11 protein-coding genes are annotated in these 12,833 nt (G+C 62.8%); 8 read left to right on the top strand and 3 right to left on the bottom strand.

Annotation, left to right across the window (positions count from 1 at the left end; all coding sequences use genetic code 11):
* Positions 1 to 33 precede the first annotated feature (33 nt).
* The 3 genes from thrC to QOC89_RS14135 form a co-directional block, all read right to left on the bottom strand.
* Positions 34 to 1,485: a threonine synthase gene (gene thrC, locus QOC89_RS14125; protein WP_323045574.1), complete on the bottom strand. Its 1,452-nt coding sequence runs from the start codon at positions 1,483 to 1,485 to the stop codon at positions 34 to 36.
* A gap of 8 nt (positions 1,486 to 1,493) precedes the next feature.
* Positions 1,494 to 2,825 (bottom strand): homoserine dehydrogenase, encoded by a 1,332-nt coding sequence (locus QOC89_RS14130; protein ID WP_323045575.1) that lies wholly within the window; start codon positions 2,823 to 2,825, stop codon positions 1,494 to 1,496.
* 75 nt (positions 2,826 to 2,900) lie between these two features.
* Positions 2,901 to 4,148 carry a pyridoxal phosphate-dependent aminotransferase gene (locus tag QOC89_RS14135; RefSeq protein WP_323045576.1) on the bottom strand — a complete coding sequence of 416 codons (1,248 nt, stop codon included), beginning with the start codon at positions 4,146 to 4,148 and terminating at the stop codon, positions 2,901 to 2,903.
* A gap of 530 nt (positions 4,149 to 4,678) precedes the next feature.
* Between QOC89_RS14135 and QOC89_RS14140 the strand changes: the two genes are divergently transcribed.
* The 8 genes from QOC89_RS14140 to QOC89_RS14175 all read left to right on the top strand — a co-directional run bounded on the left by QOC89_RS14140 (position 4,679) and on the right by QOC89_RS14175 (position 12,826).
* Positions 4,679 to 5,053, top strand: a complete 375-nt coding sequence (locus tag QOC89_RS14140; protein ID WP_323045577.1) for an Mth938-like domain-containing protein — start codon at positions 4,679 to 4,681, stop codon at positions 5,051 to 5,053.
* Between the two features lie 268 nt (positions 5,054 to 5,321).
* Complete coding sequence (locus QOC89_RS14145; RefSeq protein WP_323045578.1) at positions 5,322 to 7,076, top strand: glycosyltransferase family 39 protein; 1,755 nt, start codon at positions 5,322 to 5,324, stop codon at positions 7,074 to 7,076.
* A gap of 25 nt (positions 7,077 to 7,101) precedes the next feature.
* Positions 7,102 to 7,473, top strand: a complete 372-nt coding sequence (locus tag QOC89_RS14150; RefSeq protein ID WP_054034531.1) for an SMR family transporter — start codon at positions 7,102 to 7,104, stop codon at positions 7,471 to 7,473.
* Positions 7,474 to 7,730: 257 nt separating this feature from the next.
* Positions 7,731 to 8,891 (top strand): DegT/DnrJ/EryC1/StrS aminotransferase family protein, encoded by a 1,161-nt coding sequence (locus tag QOC89_RS14155; RefSeq protein WP_323045579.1) that lies wholly within the window; start codon positions 7,731 to 7,733, stop codon positions 8,889 to 8,891.
* Between the two features lie 6 nt (positions 8,892 to 8,897).
* The gene (locus QOC89_RS14160; protein ID WP_323045580.1) at positions 8,898 to 9,941 is read left to right on the top strand and encodes a glycosyltransferase; all 1,044 of its coding nucleotides are present in this window, start codon (positions 8,898 to 8,900) and stop codon (positions 9,939 to 9,941) included.
* Positions 9,938 to 10,873: a formyltransferase gene (locus tag QOC89_RS14165; protein ID WP_323045581.1), complete on the top strand. Its 936-nt coding sequence runs from the start codon at positions 9,938 to 9,940 to the stop codon at positions 10,871 to 10,873. The genes QOC89_RS14160 and QOC89_RS14165 overlap by 4 nt, the downstream gene beginning before the upstream one ends.
* The gene (locus tag QOC89_RS14170; RefSeq protein WP_323045582.1) at positions 10,870 to 11,922 is read left to right on the top strand and encodes a bifunctional UDP-4-keto-pentose/UDP-xylose synthase; all 1,053 of its coding nucleotides are present in this window, start codon (positions 10,870 to 10,872) and stop codon (positions 11,920 to 11,922) included. Before QOC89_RS14165 ends, QOC89_RS14170 begins: the two co-directional genes overlap by 4 nt.
* A 10-nt stretch (positions 11,923 to 11,932) precedes the next feature.
* Positions 11,933 to 12,826, top strand: a complete 894-nt coding sequence (locus tag QOC89_RS14175) for a polysaccharide deacetylase family protein (RefSeq protein WP_323045583.1) — start codon at positions 11,933 to 11,935, stop codon at positions 12,824 to 12,826.
* Positions 12,827 to 12,833 lie beyond the last annotated feature (7 nt).

Raw genomic sequence — 12,833 nt, forward strand, 5'->3', positions numbered from 1 at the left:
AGCGCGACAAAGTCGCGCTCCATACCCGTCGGTTTACTCGGCTGTGTTGGCGACGATGTAGTCCTTTACGCGCTGCACGTCTGCCGGCAATACTTCGAAGCGCTGCGGTAACGACTCCAGACCCTCAAACGCGGATGGGCGCTCCGGTTCGCGTTGCAGCGCCTCGCGGATCGTTTCGCCAAACTTGATCGGTTGCGCCGTCTCCAGCACGATCATCGGAATGCCCGCCTGCAAATGCTCGCGGGCTACCTTCAGACCATCAGCCGTGTGCGTGTCGATCATCGTGTCGTAACGCTCGAACACGTCGCGGATCGCGTCTACCCGGTCCTCGTGGCTGCTGCGCCCCGACACGAAACCGAATTCCTTCACACGTGCAAAATCGCCGCTCGCCGCGAGGTCGAATCCGCCCCTCTCCTCGACGTCGCGGAACAGTTGCAACACCCGCGCCGGATCGCGATCCAGCAGATCGAATACGAAACGCTCGAAGTTCGACGCCTTGGAAATGTCCATGCTCGGGCTGGTCGTGTGATACGTCTCAGCCGCCTTGCGCACCCGGTAAATGCCCGTGCGGAAGAATTCGTCGAGCACGTCGTTCTCGTTCGTCGCCACCACCAGCTTCTCAATCGGCAAACCCATCATCCGCGCAATGTGGCCCGCGCACACATTGCCGAAGTTGCCCGACGGCACCGTGAACGACACACGCTCGTCGTTCGACTTCGTCGCGGCAAAGTAACCCTTGAAGTAGTACACGACCTGCGCCACCACGCGCGCCCAGTTGATCGAGTTGACCGTGCCGATCTTGTACTTCGCCTTGAACGCGTGATCGTTCGAGACCGCCTTGACGATGTCCTGGGCGTCGTCGAATACGCCCTCGATCGCGATGTTGAAGATATTCGGGTCCTGCAGGCTATACATCTGCGCGGTCTGGAACGCGCTCATCTTCCTGTGCGGCGAGAGCATGAACACGCTAATGCCCTTTTTGCCGCGCATCGCGTACTCAGCCGCGCTGCCGGTGTCGCCCGAAGTCGCGCCAAGAATGTTCAGCGTTTCGCCATGCCTCGCCAGTGCGTATTCAAACAGGTTGCCGATCAACTGCATCGCCATGTCCTTGAACGCGAGCGTTGGGCCGTTCGACAGTTCCAGCAGCGACAAGGTCGTGCCGTTCTCGACGCCAAGCGTCTTCAACGGCGTGATCTGCGCGGCGCTTTCGTCGTCACGCACGTTGCAATACGTCTCGGCCGTGTAGGTCTTGCGCGTCAGTGCGCGCAGATCGTCGGCGGGAATGTCGTCGCTGAATTTCGACAGGATTTCGAACGCGAGATCCGCGTACGGCAGCGTGCGCCAGCGCGTCAGCTCGTCCGCCGTGACGCGCGGATATTGCGCCGGCAAGTACAGGCCGCCGTCTTTCGCGAGACCGCCCAGCAGAATGTCGGAAAACGTATGGCGCTCGCCGGCTCCGGCGCCGCGCGTAGAGAGATAGTTCATAGTTCAGCCTAGTTCAGCGCTTCCATGCGCAACTTCGTGACTTGCGAGACAACGGTCTTCAGCGCTTCGATCGTCCTGATCGCAGCGTTGACGTTCTTTTCAACCGTTTCGTGCGTAATCAGGATGATGTCGGTCTCGCCCTTGCCGTTCGCGTCGACCTGCTCCGATTCCTTTTGCAGCAGCGCGTCGATCGAAATGCCCCTATCCGCCAGAATGCGCGTGATGTCGGCCAGCACACCGGTTACGTCCGCGACACGCAGACGCAGGTAGTAGCCGCTCGTCACTTCGTCGATCGGCAGGATCGGTGTGCTCGACAGGCTGTCCGGCTGAAACGCCAGATGCGGCACGCGATGCTCCGGGTCCGCCGTATGCAGACGCGTCACGTCGACCAGATCGGCCACCACGGCGGAGGCCGTGGGCTCCGCGCCCGCGCCCTTGCCGTAGTACAGCGTCGTGCCCACCGCGTCGCCATGCACGACGACGGCGTTCATCGCGCCTTCCACGTTGGCCAGCAGGCGCTTCTCGGGAATCAGCGTGGGATGCACGCGCAGTTCGATGCCCTTATCCGTGCGGCGCGCAATCCCGAGCAGCTTGATGCGGTAGCCGAGTTCCTCGGCGTATTTGATGTCGATCGCCGCGAGCTTGCTGATGCCTTCGACATATGCCTTGTCGAACTGCACCGGCACGCCGAATGCAATCGCGCTCATGATCGTCGCCTTGTGCGCGGCGTCCACACCTTCGATGTCGAAGGTCGGATCGGCTTCGGCGTAACCGAGTTCCTGCGCGGCTTTCAGCGCGGTCGCGAAATCGAGCCCACGGTCGCGCATCTCCGAGAGAATGTAGTTCGTCGTGCCGTTGATGATGCCGGCAATGTACTGGATGCGATTGGCCGTGAGCCCCTCGCGCAGCGCCTTGATGATCGGAATGCCGCCCGCCACCGCCGCTTCGAACGACACCATCACGCCGTTGGCGCGCGCCGCTTCGAAGATTTCCGTGCCGTGCACCGCGAGCAGCGCCTTGTTGGCGGTCACCCCATGCTTGCGGTTTTTGATCGCGCGCAGCACGAGGGCGCGCGCCACACCCGTGCCGCCGATCATCTCCGCCACGATATCGATCGACGGATCGTCCACCACCGCGTTGAAGTCATCGGTCAGCGCCACGGTGCCGGCAGCACTCCCGAGCGCCGCGGTCGCCTTGGCGGGGTTGCGCACGGCAATGCGCGCAATCTCGATGCCACGGCCCGCGCGGCGTTTGATTTCTTCCTGATTGCGGCGCAGTACCGTGAAGGTGCCGCTGCCTACCGTGCCGAAGCCCAGCAGTCCAACTTTGATCGGTTCCATGCAGCGTGTGTTTTCGAGTAAGTGATTAAAAGGAAACGGGGCTGGCCGCGGCGCGCGCGAGACGCGCCGTCCATCTCAAGCCGTGTGGCGTTTGCGGTAACCGTCGAGGAAACGCGCGATCCGGTTGATCGAATCCGCGAGGTCGTCCACGTTCGGCAGGAACACGACGCGGAAGTGATCCGGCGTCTTCCAGTTGAAACCGGTGCCTTGAACCAGCAGCACGCGTTCTTCCAGCAGAAGGTCGAGGATGAACTGCTGATCATCCTGGATCGGATAAATCTTCGGATCGAGGCGCGGGAACATGTACAGCGCCGCCTCAGGCTTCACGCAGCTCACGCCGGGGATGGCCGTGAGCATGTCATACGCGAGTTCGCGCTGTTTGTACAGGCGCCCGCTCGGCACGATCAGGTCGTTGATGCTCTGGTAGCCGCCGAGCGCGGTCTGGATCGCGTACTGGCCGGGCACGTTCGGACACAGGCGCATCGAGGCCAGAATGCCGAGCCCTTCGAAATAGTCTTTGGCATTGCGGCGGTTCTCGCCGGTCAGGCCCGAGATGAACATCCAGCCGGCGCGGTAGCCGCACGAACGGTAGCTCTTCGAGAGGCTGTTGAACGTGACGGTGAGCACGTCTTCGGAGAGCGCGGCCATCGACGTGTGCTTCTTGCCGTCGTAGACGATCTTGTCGTAGACCTCGTCGGCGAAAATTACGAGGCCATGCTGGCGGGCGATCTCGATCAGGCCGAGCAGCAGTTCGTCCGAGTACAGCGCGCCGGTTGGGTTGTTCGGATTGATGACGACGAGCGCGCGCGTATTCGGCGTGATTTTCGCCCGGATGTCGTCCAGATCAGGCATCCAGCGGTTCGACTCGTCGCAGATGTAGTGCACCGGCGTGCCGCCCGACAGGCTTACACCGGCGGTCCACAGCGGGTAGTCCGGCGCGGGCAGCAATACTTCGTCGCCGTCGTTCAGGAGGCCCTGCAGCGCCATCACGATCAGCTCGGAGGCGCCATTGCCGATGTAGATGTCGTCCAGTTCGACGCCGTGCACGCCCTTTTGCTGCGTGTAATGCATGATCGCCTTGCGCGCGGCGAACACCCCCTTGGAATCCGAGTAGCCGGACGAGCCCGGCAGATTCAGGATCATGTCCTGGATGATTTCATCCGGAGCGTCGAAGCCGAATGGCGCGAGATTGCCGATGTTCAGCTTGATGATGCGGTGGCCCTCTTCTTCGAGCCGCTTTGCATGTTCGAGGACAGGCCCGCGAATGTCGTAGCAGACATTCAACAACTTGTTGGATTTGAGAATCGGTTTCACGGCGGGCACTTCATCCTGTTGATGGGCTTGGGCGAACAAGCGGGGGCAAAAAAACGCCGGGCCGGGCAAGTCCGCCGATGCGGGGAATTATGACGCGGCGCGGCCGCCAGACATGGATCGGGTCGCGAGAAGCGGGTGCGCCGGCTTTCCAGGCCAGTGAGGCGCCGCCTGCGGCGGATTGCGCCGGAGCGGCAGCCAGACCGCTCATGGCCGGCCAAAGCGGCCAAAAGCAGCAGGCCAAAAACAACCGAAAAACGTGCAGAACCAGGCAGGTAGCCGGTGGGCCGCGCCCCTGCGCTTAGGGCGGCTTATGACAGCCCATGACGCAGCACTTGAGCGGGGGGCGCCGCGAGGCGGCTAAAAAGCTATAATTTAGCGGATTTTGGCCGACTTCCGCAATGCACCAACCGCATCGGCAAGCCTTTTCGGCCGCTTCTGTGTACTCGCGTGTCTCGCTCGCGTCAAACCGCCCTGCTTGCGTTCTGCCTGGTCAGGCCGCCCACACGCATGATGCCTCACGACGACTTCGGAAAACGAATTTGAAATTACATCAAGACCCCAGTGGCGCCCTCAACACCGTTACCGGCTACGGCGCCGACTACGTCGAAATCAATCTGGTGCGCCATTCGGGCAGCCTTCTCGTGCTGCCCGAAGCGCCCGTCATCCCTTGGCCGGTCTCCGCTTTCGACGACCTGAGCGCCGAGCATTTCGCCATGCTGGTGGAATCGGCGCCCGAAGTGGTGGTGTTCGGCAGCGGCGATCGGCTGCGCTTCCCGCATCCGCGCCTGACCGCCGCGCTCACCGCCAAACGCATCGGCGTCGAAACGATGGACTTCAAGGCCGCCTGCCGCACCTACAACATCCTGATGGCCGAGGGCCGCAAGGTCGCCGCCGCGTTGCTGATCGAAGCGTAACGGGCTGGCGGGCGCCGCACACATGGGGCTACGCACGCGTCCTCATGATTCGCGGACTCGCGCCGTACTGACCGGCCGCCGTGGGCGTGTCACGGCCGATAACGTACACTGCGCGCCATTGGCGCTTTGGCGGCGGCCCTGGGCACCGCGGGCCGGTCAGCGTCCGAATGAAGGTTGCATCTCCGGAAAGCGGGCTGCCGGAGCGCCGTCCTCGACTTCACACAACATTGCCACGCCGCACAGGGCGTCGCCTAAAAGGTTGAAATACATGAACGATATGCCGACAAGGCTACCGCTCAATCGCACCACGATCCTACTGCTGGTGCTGGCCCTCGCCGTGATCTGGTTCGTGCCGCTCGGCTGGCGCCATCTGTTGCCGAGCGACGAAGGGCGCTACGCTGAAATGGCGCGCGAGATGTTCGTCACCGGCGACTGGATCACGCCGCGCTATAACGGCTACAAGTATTTCGAAAAGCCGCCGCTGCAAACCTGGGCAAATGCGCTCACGTTCGCGTGGTTCGGCATCGGCGAATGGCAGGCGCGGCTTTACACCGCGCTGACGGGCTTTGCCGGCGTGCTGCTGATCGGCTTCACCGGCGCGCGCGTGTTCAACGCGGCGACCGGCGTGTTCGCGGCGATCGTGCTGGCCACGTCGCCGTACTGGAACCTGATGGGCCACTTCAACACGCTCGACATGGGCCTGTCGTTCTGGATGGAACTGACGCTCTGCGCGCTGCTGCTCGCCCAGCGCCCCAATCTGCCGAGCGCCAACGTGCGGGCATGGATGTGGGTGTGCTGGGGGTCGATGGCACTCGCGGTGCTCTCCAAGGGCCTCGTCGGCGTGATCCTGCCGGGTGCGGTGCTGGTGCTGTACAGCCTGCTCGCCCGCGACTGGACCCTCTGGAAGCGCCTGCACCTGATCGGCGGCCTGATCGTGTTCTTCGCGATCGTTACGCCATGGTTCGTGCTGGTACAGCAGCGCAACCCGGAATTCCTGAACTTCTTCTTCATTGTTCAGCAATTCAAGCGCTATCTGACACCGGAACAGAACCGGCCGGGGCCGTTCTATTACTTCATACCCGTGCTGCTGGTCGGCTTCCTGCCGTGGTTGTCGGTGACGATCCAGAGCGTGCGCCACGCCTGGCGCCAGCCGCGCCAGCCGAACGGCTTCGCGCCGGTCACGCTGATGCTGGTGTGGACCGCATTCATCTTCCTGTTCTTCAGCGCGTCGCACTCGAAGCTACTGTCCTACACGCTGCCGATCGCCCCGCCGATCGCCCTTGTCATCGGCATGTATCTGCCGCTCGTCACTCGTGCTCAACTGCGCCGCCACCTGGCCGGCTATGCGCTGTTTCTCGTGGTGGCGGCGTTCGGGGCGCTGTTCATGTCACGCTTCGGCAACGCGCGCAACCCGGCTGAACTGTATGTCGAATACCGCAGCTGGGTGCTGGCGGCACTCGGCGTCGCCTTCGTGCTCACGCTGGTCGCGCTGTGGCTGAACCGCCGCAGCCGCGCCGGTACGCTGGGCGCCGTTGCGAGCTTCGGCGCGGCGTGGTTGCTGCTCGGCACGATTGCCGGCACGGGTCACGACGTGTTCGGCCGCCTGAGTTCCGGCGCGCCACTCGCGCCCGCCATCAAGGCCGAGATCGCCAGGTTGCCGGCCGATACGCCGTTCTACTCCGTCGGCGTGCTCGACCACACGCTGCCGTTCTACGTGGGCCACACGACGATCATGGTCGAACATCCCGACGAACTGGCGTTTGGCGTATCCGTCGAACCGCAGAAATGGGTGCCGTCGGTCGACGCGTGGATCGAGCGCTGGAAGGGCGACCGCTACGCGCTCGCGCTGATCCCGCCGCCCACTTACGACAGGTTGCTCAAAGAGGGCTTGCCGATGCAGGTGATCGCGAGCGACTCGCGCCGGGTGGTGGTGATGAAGCCCGTGGCGGTGCCCGCGCCCGCATCCGATGCAGCGGCGCCGGCACCGAAGGCACCGGCGCCAGTAGAAAAACCACAACAATGACCCCATCTCAGGATCTAACCGTTCGATGAACCCGATTTCGCTCTTTTGCATCCTCGCCGGCGTCACGTTGAACGCGGGTGCGCAGTTGTTGCTCAAAGCCGGAACGAATGCCGTTGGACACTTCGAATTCACCCGTGCGAACATCCTGCCCATTGCCTTCCGTCTGGCAACCCAGCCGCCGATCATCGGCGGGCTGGCCTGCTACGTGATCAGCGTGGGCGTCTGGGTGATCGGGCTCTCGCGGGTGGACGTGTCGATTGCCTACCCGATGCTGTCGCTCGGATACGTCGTCAACGCTTTCGCGGCGTGGTATCTATTCGGCGAAGTGATGTCGGTCCAGAAGCTTGTCGGGATCGGCGTCATCCTGATCGGCGTCGTCGTGCTGGCGCGCAGCTAGGTGGTCATGTCCCGGCCGCGCTGTGCCGGGCACGGCTTATTACCGTTTATTGCCGGCGCTGGGGCCGCCGCTGCGAGAATCCCGGCTGCAAGCGACGTGGGAAGCTGGGCACCGCCGCCGGCCAGGTAAGATGTGAGGTTGGCCGCGGCAGGCCTGGCGGTTACGCCCTTTTTTAGTCGTGGCCTTGGGTTTGCGAGTGGTTTGTGATCTACTTCGCGCCCTTCGGGTTGCGCCCCTTTCAATCGAGCGAAGCATTCATGAGCCAATCAACAGTTCCGTTTTTGCCCTTTTTGCCGTTCGTCAAACCTGAGATCGATGAAGAAACGATTCAGGGCGTCGCCGACGTGCTCCGCTCCGGTTGGATCACAACCGGCCCGCAGAACCAGAAGTTCGAAGCGGCGTTGTCCGAGTTCTGCGGCGGCCGGCCGGTGCGGACGTTCAATTCCGGCACCGCGACGCTCGAAATCGGGCTGCGTATCGCCGGCGTGGGCGAAGGCGACGAAGTCATCACCAGCCCCGCCAGCTGGGTGTCGACCAGCAACGTGATCTACGAAGTCGGCGCCACGCCCGTGTTCGCCGACATCGACCCGGTCACGCGCAACATCGACCTCGATTTGCTTGAGAAGGCCATCACACCGCGCACCAAGGCGATCATCCCGGTGTATCTGTCCGGTCTGCCGGTCGACATGGACCGCCTGTATGCGATCGCCCGCGCCCACAAGCTGCGCGTGATCGAAGACGCGGCCCAGGCATTCGGCTCGACGTGGAAAGGCGAGCGCATCGGCAAGCTCGGCGATATCGTCTCGTTCAGCTTTCACGCGAACAAGAATCTGACGTCGATCGAAGGTGGCGCCCTGGTGCTGAACAACGAGGACGAAGCGATCCTCGCGCAGAAATACCGGCTGCAAGGCATCACCCGTACCGGTTTCGACGGTATGGACTGCGACGTGCTGGGCGGCAAGTACAACCTCACGGACGTCGCCGCGCGCGTCGGCCTCGGCCAGTTGCCGCATCTCGAGCGTTTCCTCGCCCAGCGCAAAAAGCTCGTGCGTGCGTATTTCGCTGGCCTGGAAGGCGGCGCCGCGGTGAAGCTGGGCGTAGGCCTGCCGTTTGCGGACTTCGAAAACAGCAACTGGCACATGTTCCAGATCACGCTGCCGCTCGAAAAACTGTCGATCGACCGCGCGGGTTTCATGGGTGAGTTGAAAGAGCACGGCATCGGTTCGGGCGTGCATTACCCGGCGATTCATCTGTTCTCGCTATACCGCGCGAAAGGCTTCAAGGAAGGCATGTTCCCGCATGCGGAGCGCTTCGGCGCCACCACCGTCACGCTGCCGCTCTTCACGCTGATGAACGGGGGCGAGGTGGAACGGGTTTGCCGCGCGGTCAATGAAATTTGCGAACAATACGGAAAATAAGCGGAAATGAGTTATTCGGAACATCGCGCCGTCACACCGGAAGTGTCGATCATCATCCCGGTGTACAACGAGGAAGCCGGACTGGCTGCGCTATTCGCGCGCCTTTACCCGGCGCTCGACGCGCTCGGCACCGCCTATGAAGTGATCTTCATCAACGACGGCAGCCGTGACAAATCCGCCGCCCTGCTCGCCGAGCAGTTCCGCGCGCGGCCCGACACGACTCGCGTGATCCTGCTGAACGGCAACTACGGCCAGCACATGGCGATTCTGGCGGGCTTCGAACAATCGCGAGGCGAAATCGTCATCACGCTCGACGCCGACCTGCAGAACCCACCGGAAGAAATCGGCAAGCTGGTCAACAAGATGCGTGAAGGTTACGACTACGTCGGCACGATCCGCCTGCAACGCCAGGACAGCCTGTGGCGCCGCAAGGCCTCACGCGCGATGAACCGTCTGCGCGAGCGCATCACCCGCATCAAGATGACCGACCAGGGCTGCATGCTGCGCGCGTACAGCCGGCACATCATCGACACGATCAATCGCTGCGGCGAGATCAACACCTTCATTCCGGCGCTGGCGTACACCTTCGCGCAGAATCCGGTCGAGATCGAAGTCGCGCACGAGGAACGGTTTGCCGGCGAATCGAAATACTCGCTTTACAGCCTGATCCGCCTGAATTTCGACCTGGTCACCGGCTTCTCGGTCGTGCCGCTGCAATGGCTGTCGTTCATCGGCGTGATCCTGTCGCTCGGCTCCGCCGCGTTGTTCGTGCTGCTGCTGATTCGCCGCTTCATCATCGGCGCGGAAGTGCAAGGTGTGTTCACGCTGTTCGCTATCACCTTCTTCCTGCTCGGCGTGATCATTTTCGCGCTGGGGCTGCTGGGTGAATACATCGGCCGGATTTACCAGCAGGTGCGGGCCCGCCCGCGTTATCTGGTGCAGACGATTCTCGAACAGCGCGACGGCACGACAGTAGCCGAAGCGCCGCGTCAAGCCGTGGTGCAGGCCGTGCAAGCCGCGCCGCTAATCGATCAGGGGCCGAACCCATGAAGCCGCGCGCCGTCGTATTCGCGTATCACAACGTCGGCGTGCGCTGCCTGCAGGTGCTGCTCGCGCGCGGCGTCGAGGTGGCGCTGGTCGTCACGCACGAAGACAGCCCGAACGAGAACATCTGGTTCGGCAGCGTCGCCTCGGTTGCCGCTGAGTACGGCATCAAGGTGGTCACGCCGGCCGATCCGAAGAGTGCGGAACTGCGTAAGGCGCTCAGCGCCGCACGGCCGGACTTCATCTTTTCGTTCTACTACCGCCACATGTTGCCGGTGGATCTGCTGGCGCTCGCCGCACGGGGCGCTTACAACATGCACGGCTCGCTGCTGCCGAAGTACCGCGGCCGCGTGCCGACCAACTGGGCGGTGCTCCACGGCGAAACCGAAACCGGCGCGACGCTGCACGAAATGGCCGCCAAGCCCGACGCGGGGGCGATCATCGCGCAAACGCCTGTGCCGATCCTGCCCGACGACACCGCCGCACAGGTGTTCGACAAGGTCACGGTGGCCGCCGAGCAGACGCTGTGGCGCGTGCTGCCGGCTTTGCTGGCAGGCGAGGCACCGCATCTGCCGAACGATCTGTCGCACGGCAGCTACTTTGGCGGGCGCAAGCCGGAAGACGGCCGGATCGACTGGACGCAGCCCGCGCAACAGGTCTACAACCTGATCCGCGCGGTCGCGCCGCCCTATCCCGGCGCATTTACCGACCTCGACGGCCACCGTTTTATCATCGCCCGGGCGCGCCTCGCCGCGCCCGGCGCGCTTCGTTCAGATTTGCCGCCGGGCCTGCACGTAAGCGATAATGCCGTTTTCGCGATATGCGGCGACGGTCGCGCGATCACCATCCACGAATTGCGGCACCAGCACGACGGCACTGAAACCGTTGTCACGCCGGCCGAATTCGCCCAGCTCATTCAAATTCCCCGTCATTCATGAACGCAAAAAAAGTCCTGATTCTGGGTGTGAACGGCTTTATCGGCCATCACCTGTCCAAACGCATTCTCGAAACGACCGATTGGGAAGTCTTCGGGATGGACATGCAGACCGAACGTCTGGGCGACCTGGTCAATCATGAGCGGATGCACTTCTTTGAAGGCGACATCACGATCAACAAGGAGTGGGTCGAGTATCACATCAAGAAGTGCGATGTGATCCTGCCGCTGGTCGCGATCGCCACACCCGCCACGTACGTGAAGCAACCGTTGCGCGTGTTCGAACTCGACTTCGAGGCGAACCTGCCGATCGTGCGTTCGGCCGTCAAGTACGGCAAGCACCTCGTGTTCCCGTCGACCTCAGAGGTCTACGGCATGTGCACGGACGAGCAGTTCGATCCGGAAGAGTCGCAACTGTCGTACGGCCCGATCAACAAGCCGCGCTGGATCTACGCGTGCTCCAAGCAGCTGATGGACCGCGTGATCTGGGGTTACGGCATGGAAGGCCTGAACTTCACGCTGTTTCGTCCGTTCAACTGGATCGGCCCGGGCCTCGATTCGATCTACACGCCGAAGGAAGGCAGCTCGCGCGTGGTCACGCAGTTCCTCGGCCATATCGTGCGCGGCGAGAACATCAGCCTCGTGGACGGCGGCGCGCAAAAGCGCGCGTTCACGGATATCGACGACGGCATCGGCGCGCTGATGAAGATCATCGAGAACAAGAACGGTGTCGCCACGGGCAAGATCTACAACATCGGCAACCCGACCAACAACTTCTCGGTGCGCGAGCTCGCGCACAAGATGCTGACGCTCGCCGCCGAATTCCCGGAATACGCCGAGCTCGCGAAGAAAGTGCAACTGGTCGAAACGTCCTCGGGCGCGTACTACGGCGCGGGCTACCAGGACGTGCAGAACCGCGTCCCGAAGATCGACAACACGATGCAGGAACTCGGCTGGGCGCCGCAGTCGACCTTCGACGAAGCACTGCGCAAGATTTTCGAAGCGTATCGCGGCCACGTCGCCGAAGCACGCGCACTCGTCGAACAACACTAAGGCCTGATCCTTGGCTCGCATCGTCCTGAAAATCGACGTCGACACGCTGCGCGGCACCCGTGAAGGCGTGCCGAATCTCGCGCGCATCTTCGACCGCTTCAAGGCACGCGCCACGTTTCTCTTTAGCCTCGGGCCCGACCACACGGGTTGGGCAATGCGCCGCGTATTGCGGCCGGGCTTTCTGAAGAAGGTGTCGCGCACCTCGGTGGTCGAACATTACGGCATCAGGCAATTGATGTACGGCGTGCTGCTGCCGGGGCCGGACATCGGCGTGAAGACCGCCGCGGAAATGCGCGCGATTCATGAAGCTGGTTTCGAATGTGGCATCCACACGTGGGATCACGTGTATTGGCAGGACAACGTGCGTTCGCAAGACCGCGAGTGGACCGAGAAGCAGATGCAGAAGAGCTTCAACCGCTTTGTCGCGATCTTCGGCACGCCGCCCGTCACGCACGGCGCGGCGGGCTGGCAGATGAACGGCCATGCGTTTGAGCAGATCGACGCCTGGGGCATGCAGTACGCGTCCGACGGGCGCGGCCACTCGCCGTATCTGCCGGTGGTCGCCGGCAGGCAACTGTCGCACGTGCAGATGCCCACCACGCTGCCCACGCTCGACGAAGTGCTCGGCGTAGATGGTGTGGATAAGCACAACGTCGCCGCATGGATGTTGAAGCACACCGAAAACAATCCGCACGATCAAGTGTTCACGCTGCACGCGGAACTCGAAGGACAAAAGCTCGCGCCGATTTTCGAGCAGCTGCTGGAGGGCTGGCGCGCGCAAGGCCACACCTTCGCGACCATGGGTGATTACCACGCCACGCTGGACCGCAGCACGCTGCCATCGTACCCTGTTACGTGGGGCGAAATTCCAGGCCGCTCCGGCGAGTTGATTGTCCAGCCCTGACTGGCCA

It is taken from the genome of Paraburkholderia sp., from assembly GCF_034668105.1.
Lineage (GTDB): Bacteria > Pseudomonadota > Gammaproteobacteria > Burkholderiales > Burkholderiaceae > Paraburkholderia.